The organism is Ruegeria sp. HU-ET01832 (assembly GCF_040371315.1).
GTDB classification, from domain to species: Bacteria; Pseudomonadota; Alphaproteobacteria; order Rhodobacterales; family Rhodobacteraceae; genus Ruegeria; species Ruegeria lacuscaerulensis_A.
On record NZ_BAABWL010000004.1, the window covers coordinates 302,642 to 324,122 of the forward strand.

Sequence of the window (21,481 nt, forward strand, 5' to 3'; positions counted from 1 at the left end):
CGACCAGCTGGTCTTTCAGCCCCCGTGCCAGATCAATCGGAGACAACGAAATAGCTTCGTCTTGCCCTGAAAACTCGGGGTCGTTCTGCAACTCCAACCGGTCAACGACAGTTTCTATCAAGTCAGTCGAGCGCAATAAGACCAGTTCGCTTTCAAGGGAAGTTAGCGACAAGGGCAAACCGGATACTTGCGGTGTGAATTCAGTTTCCGTCTGAACGCGGGTTTCGATCATTACTTTGGCGTTCGACGTATATTTTGAAACCGACAGATACGTCAGGGCATAGGCCACAACTGCCGCCATGAAGCCTAAGCATAGTACCCAAAACAAAGAACGCCGGATTGCCCAGGCAATGTTTGACAGAACCCTAAGCTCCGGGTCGCCTGCCGAGGTCAGTCCCAGTCCTGATAGTTCCGCATCCAAACTTCTTCGGTACTGATCGGTCATAACTCACAAACAAACTAAATATCTATATCTTGAAACATAAGCCGAGAGGGGGGCATTCAACAGAAAAATCTGCAATTGCGCGAACAATAGACTAAAATTTTAACTATTGATGCTAAAAGTCGAGATAACGTGATAAGAATAGTCTTAACTTAGGTTAATTCGCCCGCAATCCGGGTTTCAGAGCCAAATTTAATAGTAAGAATCACTACGCCTGCTAACCTTACGCCGTACCTAGTATCTACCTTTGTTTTTAGGGACGACTGATTATGAGTAAACATGCCGAAATGCGTTTGCCGCATATTTTGGTGGGTGGAATGCCTGTCGCAGTTGCAAGTGACGAAGAACTCACGTCAGCCATGGTGGAAGACGTGAAGCAACGTAGGTCAGGACAGCTGGGCCGTGCGTTGACGGTGTTTTCGTCCAATGCGCATGCAATTTCCGCGTATTCCACGGATGAACGGTTCACAAAGGTCATGAACTCTGCCGATATTGTTCATGCGGACGGCCAGATTGTTGTCTGGGCCTCCAAGTTCATTAAGGGCCAACCCCGAATCCCCGAACGAACTGCGACCACTGACTTTATTCATTCGGCGGCAAAAGTCGCAGTGAAGAATGATCTAAGTTTTTATTTGTTGGGCGGCGTCGAAGAAATAAACCGCGACTGTACTGAAAAACTCAAGGATTTGTATCCCGGTTTGAAAATTGCCGGACGGCGCAATGGGTACTTCGACGAAAGCGAAGAAGATGCCATTATCGAAGATATCAATGCGAGCGGCGCGGATATTCTTTGGGTTGGGTTGGGTAAGCCGAAAGAGCAATATTTCGCTGCGCGCATTGCTCCAAAGTTGGAAAACTGCGCTTGGATTGTGACCTGTGGCGGGTGTTATCATTACATAGTTGGTGATTACGCTCGGGCGCCTTTGTGGATGCAAAAGTCGGGGCTGGAATGGCTGCACCGAATTGCAACTGGTCCGCGATACCTGATCAAAAGGTATGTGCACACCATTCCGCACGCGCTGAGTATTGTTCTGAGAAAAGACATATCCCGGCGATTGCGACGGCAATAACACACACCGCCGGCGTATTTCGTATTTCAAGTCGTCGGGCGGGTTCTGTTGATGAGTTGGAAGGTGTTTTAAAGTGGCGAAAGTCGGATTTATTGGCATTGGCGCGCAAAAAGCCGCGACAACATGGCTGCATCATGTCCTCGCGGAACACCCGGACGTGGTAACCAGCGAAACGAAAGAGCTGAACTTTTTCACCGCAAATTATGACCGAGGGTACACGTGGTACGAATCCTGTTTCGACGACAATTCTGAGGGCCGTATCAGGGGTGAGTGTTCGCCCACCTATTTTTTCAGTCGCGACGCAGCTCAGAGGGCACGGGCCTACAACAAAGATCTCAAACTGATCTGCATTTTGCGTGATCCGATCGAGCGGGCGTTTTCGAACCATATGCACGAAATACGCAAGGGCCACATTGATCCGGCAACTTCGTTCGAGACCGCATGGGCGCAAAACCCTGCCTATGCGCTTCAAAGTCACTACAAGGCCAATCTGGAAAGTTGGCTTGCCCATTTTGATCGAGATGCGCTGCTGTTGCTGTTCTCCGAGGATATTTCCGCCGATCCTCGTGGCACCTATGACAAAGTTTGCGACCACCTTGGCGTAGCGGCCGAGGCCAACCCCGTGTCCCTAGGCGCCCGCCACCATGAAAGCATCACGTATAGGATGCCCGGGGTGCAAAAAACACTCCGATATGGCGGCGATACAATCCGTTCGTTGGGCATGCCGGGTCTGGTAAGTTCCCTGAAGGAATTGCCGGGATTGAAACAGGCGCTGTCGATGAACAGGCAGCACCTGAAAACCAAAGTGGCACCGCCGATGCCGGAAACGCGGCAGCGCCTGGCAAGTCAGTTCACGCCGGACATGGAATATGTGGCCCAACAAGCTGGTCGGGATGTCTTGCCGTGGCCGACATGGCGGGACGTGTTTGCTGACCGTTCCGAATCCCAAGGGTGAGTCATGGGGTTCTTCCAACCAGTTGGGGCGTTTGAAAATGTGCGCTAAGGTTCAGCAAGACCCCATTCTGCATGTCGCGATTTGCATTGCGACTTATCGGCGACCGCATGGGCTGAAAATGCTGATCGAAAGCCTGAATGCGCAGGATCTGGACGGTTGGAATGTCCGGATCACGCTGGTCATCGCGGACAACGCGCCGGATGAAACAGCACAATCCCAGTTGGGCGACATACAGGGGCTTAGCCTTTGGCCGGTGATCTACGTGATCGAGCACGAGCGCGGCATTGTTTCGGCGCGCAACCGGTCTCTGGCTGAGGCCCCATATGATGCAAGGTATTTCGCCTTTCTGGACGATGACGAAACGGCCTCTCCTACTTGGTTGGCGCGCATGCTTGATGTGATTGAAACACCCGAGACGGTTGCTGTGCAGGGCGCAGTCCAGCCCAAATATCGGCAAAAACCACCAGATTGGGTGGACGCACTAGGGCTGTTTCAAATGGGGCCTTATGAACATCGGGCTCAGTTACCTTCTGCTGCAACGAACAACTCGATCGCGGATGCTGCGGTCATTCGGGCGCATGGCCTGCGGTTCGACATGCGCTTCAACACGACCGGAGGCGAGGATGAAGAGTTCTTTTCGCGGTTAAAGCAAACGGGCGGCATGATCCGGTCTGCAGCCGATGCGCTGGTTTGGGATGATGTCCCGGAAAACAGGACCACCATGCGTTGGCTAAGCCGACGTTGGTTCCGCAAAGGCAATACATTGGGGCGCATCGCGTTGATCCGGCGTCAGGGGGTGGTTCTACGGATGGTCAAAGGCGTCGGGGCCATCGGGTGGGGGGCAACCTTGTGCCTGTGTTTGGGTTTCGGCTCCAGAGCAAGGATGTATCGGGGTGTTCTTGAAGTCTGTCGTGGTGCGGGAATGCTGGCGGCGATGGCGCGATTAACCTTTTCCGAATATAGCGCGGCGGCCGTTCAGGTCGATCGCATAGGGGGGCGTTGACATGCAGCAGGCAAACCCGGTGTTTTCGGTGGTTATTCCCGCACGCAACATGGAACGTTTCATCGAAGAAACGTTTCAAAGCCTTATTGCCCAGACCTTCGCAGATTTCGAGGTTCTTTGTATTGACGACGGCTCGTCCGACGGAACTCGGGGCATCATCGAAGAGTTTGCCGGTCGCGACCCGCGTTTCATTCCAGTTGTCGGGCCGGCCAAGGGTGTTAGCGCCGCGCGAAACTTGGGTCTAAGTCTGGCGCGTGGTGTCTACGTGTTATTCCTGGATGCGGATGATCTGCTGCATGCTGATGGGCTGCTGTTTTACAAGGACGCTCTCGAAGGTTCTGACGCAATCGGTGCGCTGGCGGGCGTCCAGCGTATTAATGTCGATGGTGAACATCTGCGCGGTGCCGATAACAGGTCGCTGGTACCGGACGGGGAACAACTGCCTGCCTTGTTGAAAAAGAACTTCGTCGTAAACGGAGGCGCGCTTGCCCTGCGCACCGAGGTGGCACGGCTGTCCGGAGGATATGACGAAGACCTGACCGCCGGGGAAGATTGGGAATTCTGGTGCCGTGTCTTGCTGCATGGCCAATTCAGCGTGATCCGAGGCCCGGCTTTGTTGTATTACCGTCAGGTCGCAAACGGGGCGAATTTCAAAACACGCAGTTCGCTGTTTGTGCAGCAGGTGCCTTGCGTCAAGAAGATTGCGGTTAATCCTGAGATGCAAAAAGAATTCGGCGCGCGTTTGCGTTTTCTTTTACGTGCGCGGCACATAGATGCGTTTTGGTCGGGTGTCCGAAATCAGTACCTGTATGGGCGCAAACCCGTCGCCTTGTTCGAAGGCTTATGTGGCGTGATCATGTACCCGGACAGCTTGTTTCGCCCGAAATTGATCTGGCGCTTCGTTCGCAGTTTGGATCGAAGGGTGTAAGATAGGCGAATGATCAGAAGGGGACGCATGATCAATGGCTTTGTCTCGGCGTATGTTTTTGTTGCAAAGCACCTGTTTGGCAGGGCTTTTTTGGGCTGGGGCCGCGCCGGTTCGTGCTCAGGCGCGACAGCATGTGACAGAAGATAGTGTTGGGTTTATTGGCGCAAGTACTATCCAGCTCACTCTTGTTGATACCAAATTGGCAGCACCTGAATCTGTTGAAGTGACCGCTAGTGACCGAGTTGTATGGTCGCCGGACCCAACAAAGGATTTCGGTTCGGTTGGGAAGTTGAATGGTCGTTCAGGGAACTTCTCGGGGAATGAGAGTGCGACCATGCCTCAACTTTTCACAAGTTGGGCCAAAGTCGAGAAGGGCAGCCGCTTGGGCGGGTTTCGTCTGGGCAAAGAAGACCATCAAAAGCACGCTTTGGCTGATGAGGCCGATCAGTGGCAAGTGACCGTCGACGGTACAGCCGTGCAGGTGACCGCGCTGTACCGCAAATCTACACCTGTTCAGACGATGGCAGTCGCAAACGGACGTTTCGAAAGCACGAAGCGGCATGTTGTAACCTTCGAACTGGATCAAGACATTCCCGAAGGTGCGGTCGTTGCCATCAAGGGGCCGACTGTAAAAAGGAGCGAACACCGCCGAGAAAAAAACCCGTTCAGCGAAGCGATCCACGTTTGTCACGCCGGATATCCTCTGACCGGGCCAAAGAAGGCATATGTCGGTGCGTGGTGGGGTCAGGACCAGAACGGTCGGGCCGGAAACACGGATGGCGCAGTATCAGAGGACACGGTTTGGCGCCTTACGTCCACCCAAGACGGGGCCGAAGCGATGTCAGGTCGTTTGCGACTTGTGAAACCTGGGGCCGAGCCGCATCGGAAAGACCTTAATTTCAATGGCTGCGATATATATGAGGCTGACTTTTCTGACCTGAATCTCGAGGGAGATTTTCATCTTCATGTCGACGGGTTGGGTCGGTCTTTTCCTTTCCCTGTATCACTCGCACCTTACGACAAAGCCCTGCGACTGGCTGCCCGCTGGTACTATTACCAGAGATCCGGTTGTGAAATTGCGGAACCATTCGGCGAGGGGATATCGCGGCCGCGCGACGGCCACCCCGACGATGGGCTCAGAATATGGCAAACGGACGTTAAACTGGGCGTTACAAGCGAGGGCTACGGAAAAGCGCGCGTTTTTGAATTGCTGTCCGAGTATGTGCAGGGGACAGGAGGTACCGACGCCGCGCCCGAACTGTCGACGATGTCGACCAATCCAAGCGCATGGGGTGGATGGCATGACGCGGGTGACTGGGATCGCCGCGTGCAGCACATGGATGTGGTCTTTCACATGGCCGAACTTGTCGAGGCTCATGATCACTGTCGAACTCTGAACTTGAATCTGCCGGAAAGCGGCAAACCTTTCGCGCATCCGGCCGTGAAGGCCAAAAAGAACGCGCAGGATATCGGAGATGGTCAAACCGTCCTGCCTGATCTGATCCACGAGGCACTTTGGGGCGCGTCTTTGTGGCGTCGCACACAGCACGAGGATGGTGCGATCATAGGGGGCGTCGAGTATTCCAGAAGCGGGATATTTGGATCGGTTTCATGGAACCCGGTGCAGAAAATCTATGCCTATGGACCCGAGGTCTGGGCCGCTTATCGGTTCGTCTTCGGCGCAGCCAAGCTGGGGCATGTGATCAAGAACACCTGCGCAGACCAGGTGCTGGGCGATGCGATCATTGCCGAAGCCCTGTCGGCGTGGAATTGGGCGGAACAGCAACCCGTGCCGGACATGGACGAAGCTGATGAAACGGCCGTTTTGTCGAAAAGCAGGGTCGCCGAGGCTCGTGTCGCTGCCGCGGCGGCTTTGTATCGGGCGACCGGTAACAAACAGGCGCGCGCCGCGTTTGAAGCTCATAACCCGTTTGCCCCGCAGGCTGATACGCCTGTGGACGGCGTTCGATTGGGTGTCTATCCCTACAGCAATACCGAATATATGAAAGCCGCCAAAGAAGGCAGGCCCGTAAACAGCAAGGTGTATTCCGCGATCGGTCGCTGGATAAAATCGCGCGCTTTAAAAGGCGAAAGAATGGGGCGGGATTTCGGGTTGCACACGACGGCCACGTACCCTTGGGGCCGGGGTTGGATGCGTTTTGGTCCCGGCTCGAACTGGAGAGCCGGGCAGTTTGCCATGTACGGTGCGTTGGTAGAGGACGTGCCGCAGGATTTGCTAGACAAGGCTGCGGAAGGCATGTGGTTCGGGCTGGGCTGCAATCCCGCCAATGTCAGTTTTGTGCAAGGTATGGGGCATCGCGATTTTTCGGACCCTTTGATGACCGACCGGCGTGGAACGGCCACGATTCCCGGCCAGATCAGCTTTGGAGTAGCCGGAGGCAAGATGCACAAATGGGAGCAGAGAAAGACACAAGGGTCGATTTACCCTTCTCTCCAGGATGACTGGCCGATTTACAATCAGATCTTCGAAAGTCGCAGTATCGCCGTGACAGCGGAACATGACATGAAGGCGAACGCGATGGAATGGTTGGTCGCCTGTGCATTCGCAACGCGTCGACCCTCTGATGAGGCGTCGGGAAATGGTGACACTACAACCGAATAGGCGCAGGTCTGCCACGAAATTCACAAAGCCGTCTGCTGCTCTTTTACCGGCTTGCGGTGTTCGCTATGTGTAGCGGATCGCCAGTCAAGTGTCGTCGGTCTTCGATGTCCACTTTGAACAATCGGGAGCACGTAAATGCCGTTTCTCCGTCCGGCCCTTGTGGCTTTGATCTTCTGTAGCTTGCCGTTCGCGTCTGCCGCGCAGTCTCAGGACAGTGGGCCGGGGAATTTGCAGATTGAATTGAATGCCTTGCAGGATGTCGAACAGGGCTGTCGTATGAACTTCCTGGTCGAAAACAAAACCGGTGTCGACATAGAAGACGCCAGTTTCGAAACGGTTATCTTCGACACATCCGGCAGTCTGATCACCCTGACGCTGTACCCTTTTCGCGAACTGCCCGTGGATCGCCCTCGGTTACGGCGATTTGACCTGCGCGACGTAAGCTGCGCGTCCATCGGACAAGTGCTGATCAACGGTGCAAAGAAATGCTCGGTCGAAGGCGCAGACAGTCCGATCTGCATTGAGGCACTGAAGCTGAGTACCCGCACAGACGTGGAGCTTCTGGGATGAGCCCGATTGACGCGCTGCGCGAAATCCTGAACCTTGGCGGGCCGGTTGTTGCGATCCTGATTGCCATGTCCGTCGTGACCCTTGCGGTGACGCTCTATAAGGTCTGGCAGTTCACCGTGTCAGGTGTTGGACGGCACCGGGTGTTGTCGCAGGCATTGGCCGCCTGGGATGATGGCGACAAGCAGACGGCGCGCGCGCGGCTGGCCAAAAGCCGCAGCTATCTGGCACCGCTGGTTGAAGTGGCCATGGATGCGCCGGATGCACCAGGGCTGGACCAACGTCTGGATGCCGAAGCCGGGCTGGCGCTGGCCGGGCTTGAACGCGGCTTTCGCCTGTTAGACACGGTGGCGCAGTTGGCCCCGCTGCTGGGTTTGTTCGGGACTGTTCTGGGTATGATCGAGGCGTTTCAAAGCCTGCAATCCGCTGGCTCGTCTGTTGATCCGTCACTTTTGGCGGGCGGAATTTGGGTGGCTCTGATCACGACTGCCGTAGGGTTGGCCGTGGCTATGCCGACCTCAATGGTCCTGTCTTGGTTCGAAAGCCGGACGGCACGTGAAAGAGTATTCGCCGACAAGGCGCTGCGTACGATCCTTGTGCCGGGGCAAGCGATCCCGCGCGCCGATACTGACCAACCCATGGAAACCGCACCGGGACATGCGTAACAGGGCGCCCTTTGTCAGACGACCGCTGTCGATGACGCCGCTCATCGACGTGATCTTTCTGCTGCTTCTGTTCTTCATGCTCACGTCGACTTTTTCGAAATACGCCGAAATCGAGCTGAGTAACGCGACCGGCGGCGGCACTCCCTCTGATACCCCGACCGAACGGTTTTTTGTTCAACTCGGGCCCGAGACGCTGACTTTGAACGGTGCTGACATTACGTTTGATGATCTGACTGCGCAGGTCGAAACCGGCCAGATTCTGATCAGTTTGGGCGAGGCGACCACCTCGCAGCGGTTGGTGGACCTTTTGGTCCGGCTCAGGGGGCGCGAAGGTCTCAGCGTTTTGGTGCTGGAATGATCCGCTCAATCCGTCCCCGCCGCAAACGCGACTCCACGATCGCTCTGATCAATGTCGTCTTTCTGATGTTGATCTTCTTTCTGATCGCCGGAACGGTTGCGGTGCCGCTGGATCCGGATCTTCAGCTTGTGGATACGTCCGAATTGGATGGGCGCGAACCGCCCGATGCTTTGGTAATGCACAGTGACGGCAGCCTGAGTTTTCGCGGAACAGAGATTGAGCCCGAAGCCTATATGCAAGGTCGAGAGCCCGGCCCGGTGCGGATCGTCCCCGATCGCGAGGCGCTGGGCGCGCGTCTGGTCGAAGTTACGGGGACATTGCGTCGTCTTGGGGCAACATCTGTATTCGTGGTGACCCAAAAGGCGTTGGAATGATCCGGGGGTCCATTTTCATCGCGGTTGTCGCCGTGCTGGTGTCATTGCTTCTGCATTTCATGGGGCTTGCTTTTACGACGCCAAATCTGGTTCAGGATGCTGGCACTTCGGACGCGCAAGATACGGTTGAACTGGGCAACAGTTTCGAAGACCTTGCCGAACCCGCATCAGAACCGGAAGAGCCGGAGCCTGTCCCCGAGCCCGAGCCGCCAGCCGAAGAAGAAGTTGTCGAAGAACTGCCAGAGGAACCTGAAGTGCCGGTCAGCGAGGCGCTAGTCGCCTCGGAAAACCCTCAGCAGACCTTCTCGCCGGATGTTGGTGAGGCCGAAGTTGTGCAGCCCGCAGAAACCGAGCCAGTCGAACCGGATGTGGCTGAGACCGAAGATACATCTGAAGGCGAAGAAGCCGCGAGCGATGAAATTGAAGAAACTCCGTCCGTGGAAACAGCAGAGGTGGTCGAGATACCCGAAGGCGATCCGGACGTTTTGCCCGAGGAACTTGAGGCCCCCACCGAAACGCCGCCCGTGACACCGGAGGTCGAAGAACTGGCAGCGCTTCCTGAACCCGAAGCTGAACCTGTGCCCGAAATTTCCGTCGTGCCGGTTGTGCCGCTTGAAGATGAAGCGGTCGATCCCGTTCTGCCCGAAGCAACCGCCGAGCCGGAAGAGACCGAGGCGGGTTCGGAACTGGCTGTTCGGTCCTCGATCCGGCCACAACGGCCCGAACGCGAGCCGACACCCCGACGGCAGGGCGCAAGTAATGGCGCGCGGGATTTCAGTGATCTGAGATTCCCTTCGCAAGAGATCGAGTCGCCCTTATCCACCTATCGGCGCAGCGGGGTCGATAACTTCACCCGAGGCAACAGTGGCACTCGGTCTGGTGGGCGAGGGCCCGGGAATTCGGACACCACCAACTATGCGGGCGAGGTTCTGGTCCATCTGAACCGCGCCCCGGTCGTCTTTGTCTCGGCGCGCGGCTTTGCGCAGGTTTTCTTCCGGATCAACCCTGACGGATCACTGGCCTTTGTCGATGTGGTGGACAGTTCCGGCTCGCCCGAAGTCGACCGCGCGGCCCGCGCGCAAGTTCGCGCCGCCGAGCCGTTCCCTCTGCCACCCGGAGGAACCAGCCGCAGTTTGTCGTTCTTTTACACCAGCAATTGACCACCATCGGACATGCAGATCGTTTTGTCTGCACTCAAATATTTGGGCTTTGAATTTACCCTTATTTTCAATGCGATATTCCGGCGTTTGGCCGTTTCAAGGCCCGCCGCCATTTTTGTTGATCACACCTTTGTAATGTTTCTGGTGAATCCCCGAATGGTTCTTAAATAAACGCTAACTCCGCTGCGGCGGGATCAACGATCAGTGCAAAGATGCAACAGACTCCATTGCGCTGACAAAAAAACGCAAGATACATATTGCGTAATTTCTGTAAATCTAAGAATGGAAGCTCAAGTCGCAATTGCGCGGCTTTCCTCCTCTCGAAATTTATGGAATCACACCATGAAAAAACTCCTCATCGCATCGACCGCGCTGATCGCAACCGCAAGCGTTGCTGCTGCGGAAGTTAAATTCAGCGGCTACGGTCGTTTTGGTATTGGCTACGAAGAAGATCGTTCTGCACAAACCACAACCACGACCGCCGGCGGCGCCGTCAACGTGAACAATCCTTCGACCGACAATACCATTCTGGTGTCGCGTTTCCGCCTGAACATCGACGCCAATGTCGAAACCGACAGCGGTGTCGAATTCCAGGGCCGCGTTCGTTTGCAGGCCGACGACGACTCGTCCACCGGTGAACAGAACGAAGCTGGTCTGAACGGCGCCCGTTTCTCGGTCATCTACGGCGGCTTGCGTGTTGACGCGGGCAACGTCTCGGGTTCGTTCGACAACCTGGATGACTATTTCGGCAACGAACCCGGCCTGGAAGAATTCCTTGGCCAGTACGTTGGCGTTAACTACTCGTTCCTCGAGTACAGCTCGACCGGTTCCGGTGCAAACGCGGTATTCTTCCGTTACACCGTCGGCGATTTCGCGTTCTCGGCCTCGTATGATCAGGACACTCAATTCTTGGGCGCGGGTCAGACTGACGATCGCGATCGCTGGGACGTAAGCGGTTCGTACACATTCAACAACATCACCGCGTCGCTGGCCTATGGTGAGACCGACGAAGGCGCTGGCGTTGAAAAAGAAAGCCTGGCCGTTCTGACCATCGGCGCAGAACTGGGCGATTTCTACGGCACCCTGTTCCTGGCAGACGACGACGTTGCTGACGATGCCGAAAACGGCACTGCCTATGGTCTGTCGGCATCTTACAACGTTGGCGCAGCAACCACCCTGCAGTTCGTTTACGGTGACGGCAATGCGGATGACGATACGCGCAACATCGGTGTTGGTGCCATCTACGACCTGGGCAACGGTGCGACCCTGCGTGGCGCTGTTGGCGAGATCAAAGACGGTGACGAAGACGGCCGCATCCGCGCTGACTTTGGTGCTCAGTTCAACTTCTAAGTTGATCTGAACCATACAGACTATTGGGCGGGTCCTTAGATCCGCCCTTTTTCATTTCTTTTCAAAGAACAGAATGACTTCGCCCAACCGCACGCCGTAACGCGAAACATAAGCGCGGTTCAGCAACCGGTCATCCGACAACAGCCACATCCAATCGTCGAAGTTCACGCGCATTGTGCCTTCTTTTATGGGCAGGTCGATTTTGTATTTCCAGTTGAACGTATCCCCACGCTCGACACCCGAGGCGGTGCCAAGCACACCCGCAGCGGTTCCTGTCCACGTATCTTCACCTGTTTTGGTCAGAGTCCAGATCCGCTGTTCCGTGGCACCATCGTCATAAACAAAATCTTCGACAAGCGTCAGCGTTTTGCCGTCCCATGTGCCGTCTATATCCACAGTAAACCGTCGCGGGACATTGCCAAGAACGTCTTGGAACTGCCCATAGGCTACGGTTTCGCCCTCAAAGAACTCTTCCAGATTCAATTGCCGGTCTGACAGGAACGTCTTTGGAACGCGCGGCTTGGCCGAACAAGATGCTAAAGCCACAATCCCCACGATCGCCAGAGCTGAGACAGTAAGCCGCCGGATCATCATTGCAGCGGCCTCACGTCGCTGTCTGCATCATATCCGTTCGCCCCGTTCAGATGCGCGGTCTTGACCTCGGGCGCAGGGCGCATCGTGGCAACCAGTTCGGCAACCTTTATTCCGAACTTGCGCATCTCGGATCGGTTCATGATCACACCGTTTTCGGTCAGATACATCCAATCGGTCACGTCCAGAGTATGCCCGCCTGAATCTTGCGGCAAAATGATCCGGTACTTCAACTTGACAGTAGACCCCGAGATCGTGCCTTGACCCTCGTCCACGATGTCATCTGCAGTGGCGGTAAATGTGTTGCCAGTGCCAAGTGTCAGATACCATTTGCGGGTCATCTGCTTGCCGTTGGAATAGGTGAAATACTCGGCCAGTGTACCGGTGTTTCCGTCCCATTCGCCAACCATACGGGCAACAAAGCTGTTGGTCATCTTGCCGTTGGGTCCATAGATCAACCCCTCGGACAGGATTTCCCCGTTTAGGTTCTGTTTCATGTTAAAGGCAGGGCCTGTGCTTGCGTAGTCCGCAGGTACCTGTGAGCGAAAGCTCAGGAACCTCCGCTTTGCAATGATCACCAAAAGGATGGCGGCAAGAAGGATGGCAACAAGTGTCATTTGGAAGTGACCTCCGTTGGCAACGTCAGAACCATTCCGAACGCGCCGAGTTTCAGGATGCAGGGCAGCACTGCGTAGGCGAGGTTGAGCGTATTCAGAGCCTCGGCCGAGTTTGCTTGTCCCGGAGCGAATCCGCTGCGTTCGAGCAGCGGCAAAGTGAAGAAGGCGGCCAATGCAAGGCCCAGTTTGCCCGCAAATGACCAGATGCCAAACGCCGCGGATGCGTTCAGGCCAGCGCGCGTCAGTACGACCGAGAACATCGCTGGCAACACGACCATATCCGCGCCCAATGCGGCACCAGATGCAATACAGATCACCGCGAACCCAGTCAGGTTCCCCGCCGACAGAGTGGCGGCACCGATGAAGCCTGCGATCGAAAGGGGCATGGCGATTATCAGAGTCTGTTTCGGGCCAATTCGGTTGCTTAGGCGTGCCCAAAGCGGAACGCTTGCCCCGGCGCTGAGGAAAAACAGGATCAATAACGGCCCGGCTTTTCCAGGCAATTGCAGACGATCTTCAACGAAGAACAAAAACAAGGTTGACGTGATGGCCACAGGCAAACTGTTCACCAGCGCCAAAGCCAACAGACGCAGCGCACCTGCCTGACCCAGCCCTGCAAAAGATAACCCGTCGCCGGTTATCGGCGTACGCAGCCAAATGGGGTACGTCACCGCGCATGTCAGCATCGCTAACAGGCCCAGGAATATGCCGAAAGCTGGATATCCCTGAGCGGCCGCTCCGAACGCCAGAAACAGAGCAGGGGCACTGGCTGCGACGACCACTCCCAACAATTGGCCGCCTTCGCGCCATGCGGCCAATGTCATCAGTTCTTTCGGATCTGTCTGTTTTGCAAGGGTGGCGCTGCGGCCATACAAAAGGATCGTGCCGAGGCTGTAGGCCGAAAACAGTAACACCAGAACAGAGACTAATGCTGCGATTCTTGCGCCTTCGGGCAAGTTAAAGAGGACCGGAAAGCCAATGGCCAATCCCAGCGCAGCCATTGCTGCGAATACAAGTTGGGCCTTGGGCCAACGGTCGATGGCCCAGCCGATCAAAGGATCCTGCACCAAATCGACCAACCGGATCACCAGCAGGACAGAACCGATTACGCCCAGTCCGATACCAAGATTGACGGCGGCGAAACGCGGCAGATGAATATAAAGCGGGATACCCGCTGCCGCGAGCATCAGCGCATAGAGGCTGACCCGCGGATACAGCATTATTGTCCCCGCAACTTCTGCGAGAAGGAGGCTGAGCGCGTGTTTTCACCCAAGAAAACAGACATGAAACTGCGCTTGATGCCCGGATAGGACATCGTGCAGGTCTTGGCTCCATTCAGCCAGAAAGATACGCGATCTGGTCCATCTGATACGGCCAGGTATCGGTCGCCTTTCTTCACGGCCTTGAAGCAGGTTTCAAGCTGATCGCGCACTGGGGCCGGGCTGCCGATGCGCTCCATCTCATCCAGTGTCGAATTGATCAGCGCCTTTTTCGTCACGTTGCGGCGGTATTGAAGTTCAAGGGCAAAGTCCTGCCCCCAATCAAACGACGCACCGCGCTGTGTGAACAGCTGCGCATTATACAGAGGCAACCCCAAATACCGGTAGGTTGCCGTGCCATGCAGTTGAGGGTTGTCCAGCGTGTTCAGGCCCGGTGAGGCTGCAAGCCCGCCAGAGGCCAGCAGCAACACCGAAATCAACGCCGCGCGGAAGCCACCCTTAGGCAGGGATGGCCGGGCCTTTTGCAAGAGTGTCATTTTCAGCTCCGAGGGTTTGCGGGGTGCCGTTCAGCTGCGCAACAACATGCATCGCGCTGGCAATCCCGTCTTCGTGAAAGCCGTGCCTGTTATAGGCGCCGGCAAACCAAGTTCGGTTCTGTCCCTGCATCTCGCGGATTTGCCCTTGTGCTTTCAGGGCTGCTTTGTCGAATACCGGGTGGGCAAATTCGACTTGATCATAGATTTTATCCGCAGGAATTTCTGATGAAGCATTCAGCGACACGAAAAGGGGGTCACTGTCCGGAATATTCTGAAGCCGGTTCATCCAGTAGGTTACGCCAACATTTCCAGCCTGCGACCGATAGGTCCAACTGGACCAGCAGGCGCGTCGCCGTGGCATCTGGCGTTCGTCGCAATGCAGAATCGCTGTATTGGGCTGATACCGGATTGCGCCAAGTGCCGCGCGCTCGGCTTCGGTCGCGGCATCGCCCAGAATGGCCAGCGATTGATCGGAATGCGTGGCGAGGATAATCTCGTCGAACTGATCCGCGTGACCTTGGCTGTGGACCGTAACACCCACATCGTCGCGTTTCACGTGATCAACCGGTGCAGCCAATCGGATATCACATCCGCGCGCGCGCAGGGCGGCATCGATGCGACGCACATATTCGATGCTACCGCCTTTGACGGAATACCATTGATGCTGCTTCGCGCGTCCACTGGCCAGCAGAGCGTGGTTTCGGAAGAATTGCACTAGCGAGCGGGCCGGGAACTGATCCACGAACTCAACTGGGGTCGACCAGATCGCGCCACACATGGGCATCAGATAGTTGTGGCGGAACCAATGGCCCAGGCGTAGCTGATCCACCAACTCTCCGATTGTGGTGTCATCGTCTTGGGCGGCCTCTGGGGCCTCTTTTCCGAACCGCAGGATGTCGGCGATCATTTTGTAATAGGCGGGACGGGCCAAGTTGCGTTTCTGCGCCGTCAGTGTACGCAGGTTGTTCAGCCCGTATTCGATGCGGCCATTGTCAATGGTGGCGCCAAAGCTCATTTCCGACTTGATGACCGGGACGTTCAACTCGTCAAACAGCGCGGTCAGGTAGGGATAAGTCACATAGTTGAAGACGATGAACCCGGTATCCACCGGTTGATCGCCGTTCTTTCCGGCCATAACCGTGCGCGCGTGGCCGCCCAGTCGGGGTTCGGCCTCAAAGACGGTTACGTCGTTGTTTTCTGACAGGTAGTAAGCTGCGGAGAGACCCGAGATGCCTGCGCCAATGACTGCGATTTTTTTCCGGCCGCCCCGGGATTCGTCGAACATTCAAGCCTCGTTATGTAACGTATTACAATAAGATACGCAGAATGGGCCTGGGTGGATCAATCGGATTAGGTGTTTTTCTTGAATGCACTATTTTGTGACCTCGGGTTACAGAAGACTTGGCGGATCTGCTTTTGATCCAGCGCCCCGTCGCGGTCGTAAAAGAAACACAACATATGAAACGGTCGCGGAATGAGCAGCTTTGACGGAAAAACTTATTGGATCATTGGTGCCAGCGAAGGTCTGGGGCGGGCTTTAGCCCAAGCTCTCAGCCGTCAGGGCGCGCATCTGATCTTATCCGCGCGCAATGCCGACCGTCTGGCCGAGATGTGTGAAACTTTGCCCAACGCTCGCGCAATCCCTATGGATGTGACTGATCTGGATTCGGTTCGCGCCGCAGTGGCCGGGGCGGGCGCGGTGGATGGTCTGGTTTATAACGCCGGGGCCTATGATCCCATGCGCAGTGGCGATTGGGACACGGAAACCGCGCTGAGGATGGTCGATGTGAATTATCTCGGGGCCATGCGCGTGTTGGGAGAAACCGTGCCCGGTTTCGTCAAGGCCGGGCAGGGTGAGATCACGCTTATCGGGTCTCTGGCCGGATACCATGGGTTGCCTGCTGCAATTGGCTATGGGGCCAGCAAAGCGGCGCTGGTGTCTCTGGCGGAGACGATGCGGCATGATTTGGCTGGAACTGGTGTGACTGTGCGGATCGTCAATCCGGGCTTCATCAAGACCCGCCTGACCGAGAAGAACAGCTTCAAGATGCCCATGCTGATGACGCCCGAGGATGCAGCAAATCGCGTGGCCAAAGCGATGGGGCGTCGCCGGTTCCGCACCGATTTTCCCGCGCCGTTTTCCTGGGTGATCCGACTGATCGATTACCTGCCGGATTGGCTGGTATATCGCGGAAAATAGACCCTAATTAGGCATTTATCCAAACTGACCGTGGCAAAACCAGCCCGCCGACATGGTGCCTCCGTGGCCATAAAACAGCCACAGCCGTTCGCCCTGTTCGGTCACAACCACCCAGTAATCGCGCACACCACTGCGCCAGTTGGGGTCATCCAGCCACCATTCGGGTGCGATCCGTTCCGGCCCCGTCGCCTGCGCCAACTGCCAGTCTCGCCCGCGCCAGCGGAAGGTGCTGGGCACGTCTGGGGTATCTGGGGCCGTTACCGGCTCGGGCTGCCACATCTGCAAGGGGCGCGGGCGCGGCGGCGCGGGCCAGTCGGACGCGGGCTCCGACCACGCAGCGGCCAGCACCTGTGCGGTTTTCTCGGGGATATGCGAGGCCGCCGGGTGCCGCCTTGTGATCGCCTCCAACCCGACCCGCGCCCCCAGCTTGGCCGTAAGGTCTTCGACGGCGGTGTTGCCGTCCAACCGGTTGCGGGCGACGCGGCGCGCCTCGGCATGGCCGGCCATGGTACGGGCGTGTAGGGGTTCCGTCTGCACCGCCTCAAGCCGCAGCATGTCGATGCCATAGCCCGCGTCGATCTGGTCAATTTTCATCTCTAACAAAGGCCGAATACGGTGTTTGTCATGGGTTGGGCGGGCCAGTCCGACCTCGATAACCTCGGCGGCCTGATCGGCGCGATGAGCTTCCAGCCGTAGGGTGCGTACCCCGCGCGCTTTCTCCTCTAGCTTGGTGCAGAGCGTTGGCAGAACGCGGTCGATGGCGGCCATCACATCCTCGGTCAGGCCGATCGGGTTGGGTAGGGTCATCCGCACCGCAAAGTGATGCGGCGGGCGGGCGGGGGAGACCGGCTCGGGCGCGCTGCCCATCGCCTGATCCAGCCGTAGCACCAGCCCCCGCCCAAATCGCCGCGCCAGCGACGCGCGCGGCTGCCCCAACAGATCGCCGATCCGGCGCAGACCCAGACGGTTCAGCTGTGCGACCACCTGATCCTCAAGCCGCAGCGCCGCGATGGGCAGGGGGCTGAGCGCGCCATAGGATTGCCCCGGCGCTGCGATCCGCGCGCCACTGCCCACAGCCACCACTTGCGGTGCGGCCCCGCCCTTGGTCCAGTGCCGCCGCTTGGTGGCGCGGGCGCGGGTGGCGCGAGCCTCTTGGCTGATGGCGTCGCCATTGCGGTCGGAGGTGGCCTGTTGCCCCGCGTAGCGCGCCAGCGCCCAGGCCGCGCCCAGCGTGTCGGCGATGCCCATCTGTACGCTCAGCCCCATATCTGCGCAGTCGGTTTCGATCACGTTCAACAACGCTTCTTCCCCGCCTAACAGATGCGCGCAGCCTGACAGATCCACGATCAGGCCGTCGGGGGCTTCTTCGGCAACCCATGGGCTGAACTTGCCCACCCACCGGCGCAGGGCGGTCAGAAACGCAGCCTCGGCCGGGGCGTTGCGGGGGCGTGTCACCAGATTGGCGCACATGGCATGGGCATCGCGCACTGGTTGGCCCACGCGCAACCCGGCGGTCTGCGCCGTGGCGTTCAGCGATGTGATCACCTGCATGTTCGACTGCTCGGTCACCACAGCCAAAGGCCCATCCTGCAGCCCCCGCGCAGCGCGGATCAGCCGTTCAGCCCCCAGACGAGGAAACCAGAGTGAAAGTATTCGGCGTTTTGGCATCGGCAGACATCAAAATGTTCCCATTTTGTTCTTATCGTAGAATCGTCTGCCGAGTCCACGCCTAGCCGCAGGTCAGGCGCTGAATGATCCCGGTCTCATCTACAAACACATTCAACCGGTCGATCCGGTAATCCTGTGTGGCAATGCCGTCGGGCCCCAGAACGCGGGACCGTTCAGGCAATTGGGCCTGAATGGTCGAGACAGGTTGACCGATAGAATTGGCAAAGGGCTCACCCAGACAAAACGCCAGATCAACCGGCGCAGGTTCGGGCGACAGGGGCGCGTCCTCGGGCGCGGGTGTCTGGGTGCAGGCGGCCAGCAGGGCCAGCGTGGGGATAAAACGGTACATTGGCGTTCCTTTTTCCGGCAATGTCGTTTCTGCAATATCAGATGTTTAACAAACCTGTCACCAAAGCGCAGTTGAAAACCTCCTGCGATTGCCGCAGGGTCGGGGCAAAGAAGACAGGGAGACAACGATATGCGTACCCGTGCCGCCGTCGCCGTTCAGGCGGGCAAACCTTTGGAAGTGATGGATGTGAACCTTGAAGGCCCCAAAGCGGGTGAGGTTCTGGTGGAAATCAAGGCCACCGGCATCTGCCATACCGATGAATTCACCTTGTCGGGTGCCGACCCCGAGGGGCTGTTCCCCGCGATTCTGGGCCATGAAGGCGCAGGCGTCGTGGTTGAGGTCGGCCCAGGCGTCACCAGCCTGAAGCCGGGCGACCACGTGATCCCGCTTTACACGCCGGAATGCCGTGAGTGTGAATACTGTCTGCATCCCAAGACCAACCTGTGTCAGGCGATCCGTGAAACGCAGGGACAGGGCCTGATGCCTGATGGCACCTCGCGCTTTTCGACCCTGGATGGCGATCCGATCCTGCACTATATGGGCTGCTCGACCTTCGCCAACCACACGGTTCTGCCCGAGATCGCGCTGGCCAAGGTGCGTGAGGACGCGCCCTTCGACAAGATCTGCTATATCGGCTGCGGTGTGACCACCGGTATCGGCGCTGTCATAAACACTGCCAAGGTGGAAATCGGCAGCCGTGCCATCGTATTCGGTCTGGGCGGCATTGGTCTGAACGTGATTCAGGGCCTGCGTCTGGCTGGGGCCGATCAGATTGTTGGCGTTGACCTGAACCCGGCCAAGGTCGAGATGGCGACCAAGTTCGGTATGACCGATTTTGTGAATCCGGCCGAGGTTGAAGGCGATCTGGTTCCTTATCTGGTCAACCTGACCAAAGGCGGCGGCGACTACACCTTTGACGCCACCGGCAATGTGGGCGTAATGCGCGCTGCGCTGGAATCGGCGCATAAGGGCTGGGGTGAGTCGATCATCATCGGCGTGGCACCTGCGGGGGCCGAGATCTCGACCCGTCCGTTCCAGCTGGTCACGGGCCGCTCGTGGCGAGGGACGGCCTTTGGTGGCGCGCGGGGCCGGACCGATGTGCCGAAAATTGTCGACTGGTACATGGAAGGCAAGATCGAGATCGACCCGATGATCACCCACACCATGGGTCTAGACGACATCAACCACGGTTTCGACCTGATGCATAAGGGCGAAAGCATCCGCTCGGTTGTGGTCTACTAAGGCCCTGAACCTGCGATTTTGAGGACGGCGCGCTGTGAATGGCGCGCCGTTTTTATTTGCCGGGACGGCTTGCGCCTGTGTCGGACCGGGGCGAGCGGACCCTCAGAACCGGGGTATTGACCGACGAGGTGTTCGCCCGGCTTTCGCGCCAGACCACATAGACGCCTGAGGCGATGATGATGCTGGCCCCAACAGCGACCCAGCCATCCGGCCGCTCGTTGAAAAAGACCATGCCGAACAATGTGGCCCAGATGATCTGACTGTATTGGCTGGGGGCGACCACGCCTGCAGGCGCGGCGCGATAGGCAAGGATGATCAGGTGCTGAGCGATGACCGAAAACACGCCCACCAGCGCCATCATCGCCAGATGCAGCAGCGAGGGTGGTTGGTAAACGGCGGGCTGCATCAAGCTCATGACCACAATGGCCAGCAGCATCGGATAAAGGATCAGTACGGCCGAGCGTTCCTCATTCCCGATCTTGCGTACTAAAACAGACCCTAACGCGCTGGAAAACGCCGCAGTCAGGGCCGCGAGATGGCCCAGAGTGATATCCGTGGCACCGGGGCGCAGGACGATCAGAACTCCGATCAGGCCACAGCCGACGGCGGCCCAACGTTGTGCGCGCACGACTTCCCCCAGGATCGGGATCGACAGGACGGTGACGAACAGAGGGAAGGCGAACAACAGCGAGTAGACCTCGGCCAGCGGCAGCGCCGAGAAAGCGTAGAAGGCGCAGACCATAGACGTCACCATCAGGGCCGAGCGCAGCAGGACCAGCCATGGGTGATGTGGTCGGAAATTGCCCGTTGTCCGGTCGGTCAGGATCGTCACCGCCATTGGCACAAAGGAAAACAGCGTTGCGAAAAAGATGATCTGCATCACCGAATAGGTGCTACCCAGCACTTTGATCAGCACATCGTGGCTCGCAAAAACGGCAAAGCCCGCAAACGCATAGCCAAGCCCCCGAAGGGTGGTGTTCTGAGTGCTCATGAGGCGGCCTCGGGTGATGTGTCGGTGTAGGGGCGCAGCGCATTGGGGCTGTCGTACCCCTGAGTAAACCCATTTGGCCGACCCGCATAGCCCCTATTTTACCGCTAACATGGCAAAACCGCCATGTCCCGGGATCAACGCAGGATGGGAGGGGCGTCTTTGGGTTGTCGTGCAGATTGCACACCGGCCTTCATCCCCACGCCGATCCGGCGGGCCAGTGCGACCCACGGGATCGCGGTCTCGGGTGGCAGGGTCTGGGTGGCGACCTCTTCGAAAAGGTCCAGCCAATGGGCGAACATGTCGGGCTGCACGTCGGGCCGTTCAATATGGACCCGTTGCGGATTGCCGTCATAGCTGCGCTCATACAGGATGGCGTTGCGCCAGAAGGCGGCGATCTTTTTCTCATGCGTGGGCCAGTCTTGGACATGTGTGCTGAAGACCGGTCCTAGCACCGCGTCCTCGCGCACGCGGGCGTAAAAGGCGGCGACCTGAGCATTGATCTGATCTGGGGTCGCGGGAAAGCGCGGCGACAGCGTGGGGCGGGTCATGTTTGGTCCGTTTTCGACTCTGTT

Annotated in this window: 22 protein-coding genes and 1 pseudogene; 13 read left to right on the forward strand and 10 right to left on the reverse strand. The window is 57.6% G+C overall.

Going from position 1 to position 21,481, the window contains the following annotated elements; all coding sequences use genetic code 11:
• Positions 1-109: 109 nt before the first annotated feature.
• A pseudogene (locus ABWV79_RS14235) lies at positions 110-445 on the reverse strand (Wzz/FepE/Etk N-terminal domain-containing protein); the annotation flags it as partial.
• Positions 446-711: 266 nt separating this feature from the next.
• Here ABWV79_RS14235 and ABWV79_RS14240 point away from each other — a divergent pair.
• The 11 genes from ABWV79_RS14240 to ABWV79_RS14290 all read left to right on the forward strand — a co-directional run bounded on the left by ABWV79_RS14240 (position 712) and on the right by ABWV79_RS14290 (position 11,495).
• Complete coding sequence (locus tag ABWV79_RS14240; protein WP_170355795.1) at positions 712-1,512, forward strand: WecB/TagA/CpsF family glycosyltransferase; 801 nt, start codon at positions 712-714, stop codon at positions 1,510-1,512.
• Positions 1,513-1,585: 73 nt separating this feature from the next.
• Positions 1,586-2,467, forward strand: a complete 882-nt coding sequence (locus ABWV79_RS14245) for a sulfotransferase family protein (protein ID WP_170355796.1) — start codon at positions 1,586-1,588, stop codon at positions 2,465-2,467.
• A gap of 37 nt (positions 2,468-2,504) precedes the next feature.
• Entirely contained in the window at positions 2,505-3,470 is a 966-nt protein-coding gene (locus ABWV79_RS14250) for a glycosyltransferase family 2 protein (RefSeq protein ID WP_353392689.1), read from the forward strand.
• Position 3,471: 1 nt separating this feature from the next.
• Positions 3,472-4,398: a glycosyltransferase family 2 protein gene (locus tag ABWV79_RS14255; RefSeq protein ID WP_353392690.1), complete on the forward strand. Its 927-nt coding sequence runs from the start codon at positions 3,472-3,474 to the stop codon at positions 4,396-4,398.
• 334 nt (positions 4,399-4,732) lie between these two features.
• On the forward strand, positions 4,733-7,021 hold the full coding sequence (locus ABWV79_RS14260) for a glycoside hydrolase family 9 protein (RefSeq protein ID WP_353392691.1): 2,289 nt from the start codon (positions 4,733-4,735) through the stop codon (positions 7,019-7,021).
• A 135-nt stretch (positions 7,022-7,156) separates the two neighbouring features.
• Positions 7,157-7,591 carry a hypothetical protein gene (locus ABWV79_RS14265; RefSeq protein ID WP_170355800.1) on the forward strand — a complete coding sequence of 145 codons (435 nt, stop codon included), beginning with the start codon at positions 7,157-7,159 and terminating at the stop codon, positions 7,589-7,591.
• Complete coding sequence (locus ABWV79_RS14270; RefSeq protein WP_353392692.1) at positions 7,588-8,253, forward strand: MotA/TolQ/ExbB proton channel family protein; 666 nt, start codon at positions 7,588-7,590, stop codon at positions 8,251-8,253. Before ABWV79_RS14265 ends, ABWV79_RS14270 begins: the two co-directional genes overlap by 4 nt.
• A 31-nt stretch (positions 8,254-8,284) precedes the next feature.
• Positions 8,285-8,611, forward strand: coding sequence for a biopolymer transporter ExbD (locus ABWV79_RS14275; RefSeq protein ID WP_170356050.1), 327 nt, complete (start codon positions 8,285-8,287; stop codon positions 8,609-8,611).
• Positions 8,608-8,985, forward strand: a complete 378-nt coding sequence (locus tag ABWV79_RS14280; RefSeq protein WP_170355803.1) for an ExbD/TolR family protein — start codon at positions 8,608-8,610, stop codon at positions 8,983-8,985. Before ABWV79_RS14275 ends, ABWV79_RS14280 begins: the two co-directional genes overlap by 4 nt.
• Positions 8,982-10,145 (forward strand): TonB family protein, encoded by a 1,164-nt coding sequence (locus tag ABWV79_RS14285; RefSeq protein ID WP_353392694.1) that lies wholly within the window; start codon positions 8,982-8,984, stop codon positions 10,143-10,145. The genes ABWV79_RS14280 and ABWV79_RS14285 overlap by 4 nt, the downstream gene beginning before the upstream one ends.
• A 342-nt stretch (positions 10,146-10,487) precedes the next feature.
• On the forward strand, positions 10,488-11,495 hold the full coding sequence (locus ABWV79_RS14290) for a porin (RefSeq protein ID WP_170355807.1): 1,008 nt from the start codon (positions 10,488-10,490) through the stop codon (positions 11,493-11,495).
• 51 nt (positions 11,496-11,546) lie between these two features.
• Here ABWV79_RS14290 and ABWV79_RS14295 read toward each other — a convergent pair whose 3' ends face one another.
• From ABWV79_RS14295 to ABWV79_RS14315, 5 genes are read right to left on the reverse strand one after another with little or no spacing between them, the layout of a single operon-like run.
• Positions 11,547-12,089: a DUF3833 domain-containing protein gene (locus tag ABWV79_RS14295; RefSeq protein ID WP_353392695.1), complete on the reverse strand. Its 543-nt coding sequence runs from the start codon at positions 12,087-12,089 to the stop codon at positions 11,547-11,549.
• Complete coding sequence (locus ABWV79_RS14300) at positions 12,086-12,703, reverse strand: DUF3833 domain-containing protein (RefSeq protein WP_353392697.1); 618 nt, start codon at positions 12,701-12,703, stop codon at positions 12,086-12,088. The genes ABWV79_RS14295 and ABWV79_RS14300 overlap by 4 nt, the downstream gene beginning before the upstream one ends.
• Positions 12,700-13,923 (reverse strand): MFS transporter, encoded by a 1,224-nt coding sequence (locus ABWV79_RS14305; RefSeq protein ID WP_353392698.1) that lies wholly within the window; start codon positions 13,921-13,923, stop codon positions 12,700-12,702. Before ABWV79_RS14305 ends, ABWV79_RS14300 begins: the two co-directional genes overlap by 4 nt.
• On the reverse strand, positions 13,923-14,459 hold the full coding sequence (locus ABWV79_RS14310) for a chalcone isomerase family protein (protein ID WP_353392700.1): 537 nt from the start codon (positions 14,457-14,459) through the stop codon (positions 13,923-13,925). The genes ABWV79_RS14305 and ABWV79_RS14310 overlap by 1 nt, the downstream gene beginning before the upstream one ends.
• Complete coding sequence (locus ABWV79_RS14315) at positions 14,422-15,744, reverse strand: NAD(P)/FAD-dependent oxidoreductase (protein ID WP_353392702.1); 1,323 nt, start codon at positions 15,742-15,744, stop codon at positions 14,422-14,424. The genes ABWV79_RS14310 and ABWV79_RS14315 overlap by 38 nt, the downstream gene beginning before the upstream one ends.
• Positions 15,745-15,933: 189 nt before the next feature.
• Between ABWV79_RS14315 and ABWV79_RS14320 the strand changes: the two genes are divergently transcribed.
• Positions 15,934-16,659: an SDR family NAD(P)-dependent oxidoreductase gene (locus ABWV79_RS14320; protein WP_170355818.1), complete on the forward strand. Its 726-nt coding sequence runs from the start codon at positions 15,934-15,936 to the stop codon at positions 16,657-16,659.
• Positions 16,660-16,674: 15 nt separating this feature from the next.
• Here ABWV79_RS14320 and ABWV79_RS14325 read toward each other — a convergent pair whose 3' ends face one another.
• Positions 16,675-18,327, reverse strand: coding sequence for a Y-family DNA polymerase (locus ABWV79_RS14325; protein ID WP_353392703.1), 1,653 nt, complete (start codon positions 18,325-18,327; stop codon positions 16,675-16,677).
• Between the two features lie 61 nt (positions 18,328-18,388).
• Positions 18,389-18,676, reverse strand: coding sequence for an I78 family peptidase inhibitor (locus tag ABWV79_RS14330; RefSeq protein ID WP_353392705.1), 288 nt, complete (start codon positions 18,674-18,676; stop codon positions 18,389-18,391).
• Positions 18,677-18,805: 129 nt separating this feature from the next.
• On the opposite strand from ABWV79_RS14330, the gene ABWV79_RS14335 reads away from it, so the two are divergent.
• Positions 18,806-19,918, forward strand: coding sequence for an S-(hydroxymethyl)glutathione dehydrogenase/class III alcohol dehydrogenase (locus ABWV79_RS14335; protein ID WP_170355824.1), 1,113 nt, complete (start codon positions 18,806-18,808; stop codon positions 19,916-19,918).
• Between the two features lie 52 nt (positions 19,919-19,970).
• Here the strand turns inward: ABWV79_RS14335 and ABWV79_RS14340 are convergent, their stop codons facing one another.
• Positions 19,971-20,909 (reverse strand): DMT family transporter, encoded by a 939-nt coding sequence (locus ABWV79_RS14340; RefSeq protein ID WP_170355825.1) that lies wholly within the window; start codon positions 20,907-20,909, stop codon positions 19,971-19,973.
• A gap of 134 nt (positions 20,910-21,043) precedes the next feature.
• Positions 21,044-21,457, reverse strand: a complete 414-nt coding sequence (locus tag ABWV79_RS14345) for a group III truncated hemoglobin (RefSeq protein ID WP_353392707.1) — start codon at positions 21,455-21,457, stop codon at positions 21,044-21,046.
• Positions 21,458-21,481 lie beyond the last annotated feature (24 nt).

Coding starts and splice junctions, on each gene's coding strand:
- ABWV79_RS14290 (WP_170355807.1), top strand. CDS start 10,488: ATGAAAAAACTCCTCATCGCATCGACCGCGCTGATCGCAACCGCAAGC.
- ABWV79_RS14325 (WP_353392703.1), bottom strand. CDS start 18,327: ATGCCAAAACGCCGAATACTTTCACTCTGGTTTCCTCGTCTGGGGGCT.
- ABWV79_RS14295 (WP_353392695.1), bottom strand. CDS start 12,089: ATGATGATCCGGCGGCTTACTGTCTCAGCTCTGGCGATCGTGGGGATT.
- ABWV79_RS14285 (WP_353392694.1), top strand. CDS start 8,982: ATGATCCGGGGGTCCATTTTCATCGCGGTTGTCGCCGTGCTGGTGTCA.
- ABWV79_RS14255 (WP_353392690.1), top strand. CDS start 3,472: ATGCAGCAGGCAAACCCGGTGTTTTCGGTGGTTATTCCCGCACGCAAC.
- ABWV79_RS14240 (WP_170355795.1), top strand. CDS start 712: ATGAGTAAACATGCCGAAATGCGTTTGCCGCATATTTTGGTGGGTGGA.
- ABWV79_RS14310 (WP_353392700.1), bottom strand. CDS start 14,459: ATGACACTCTTGCAAAAGGCCCGGCCATCCCTGCCTAAGGGTGGCTTC.
- ABWV79_RS14335 (WP_170355824.1), top strand. CDS start 18,806: ATGCGTACCCGTGCCGCCGTCGCCGTTCAGGCGGGCAAACCTTTGGAA.
- ABWV79_RS14280 (WP_170355803.1), top strand. CDS start 8,608: ATGATCCGCTCAATCCGTCCCCGCCGCAAACGCGACTCCACGATCGCT.
- ABWV79_RS14320 (WP_170355818.1), top strand. CDS start 15,934: ATGAGCAGCTTTGACGGAAAAACTTATTGGATCATTGGTGCCAGCGAA.
- ABWV79_RS14250 (WP_353392689.1), top strand. CDS start 2,505: ATGTGCGCTAAGGTTCAGCAAGACCCCATTCTGCATGTCGCGATTTGC.
- ABWV79_RS14260 (WP_353392691.1), top strand. CDS start 4,733: ATGCCTCAACTTTTCACAAGTTGGGCCAAAGTCGAGAAGGGCAGCCGC.
- ABWV79_RS14340 (WP_170355825.1), bottom strand. CDS start 20,909: ATGAGCACTCAGAACACCACCCTTCGGGGGCTTGGCTATGCGTTTGCG.
- ABWV79_RS14265 (WP_170355800.1), top strand. CDS start 7,157: ATGCCGTTTCTCCGTCCGGCCCTTGTGGCTTTGATCTTCTGTAGCTTG.
- ABWV79_RS14275 (WP_170356050.1), top strand. CDS start 8,285: ATGACGCCGCTCATCGACGTGATCTTTCTGCTGCTTCTGTTCTTCATG.
- ABWV79_RS14315 (WP_353392702.1), bottom strand. CDS start 15,744: ATGTTCGACGAATCCCGGGGCGGCCGGAAAAAAATCGCAGTCATTGGC.
- ABWV79_RS14345 (WP_353392707.1), bottom strand. CDS start 21,457: ATGACCCGCCCCACGCTGTCGCCGCGCTTTCCCGCGACCCCAGATCAG.
- ABWV79_RS14270 (WP_353392692.1), top strand. CDS start 7,588: ATGAGCCCGATTGACGCGCTGCGCGAAATCCTGAACCTTGGCGGGCCG.
- ABWV79_RS14305 (WP_353392698.1), bottom strand. CDS start 13,923: ATGCTGTATCCGCGGGTCAGCCTCTATGCGCTGATGCTCGCGGCAGCG.
- ABWV79_RS14300 (WP_353392697.1), bottom strand. CDS start 12,703: ATGACACTTGTTGCCATCCTTCTTGCCGCCATCCTTTTGGTGATCATT.
- ABWV79_RS14330 (WP_353392705.1), bottom strand. CDS start 18,676: ATGTACCGTTTTATCCCCACGCTGGCCCTGCTGGCCGCCTGCACCCAG.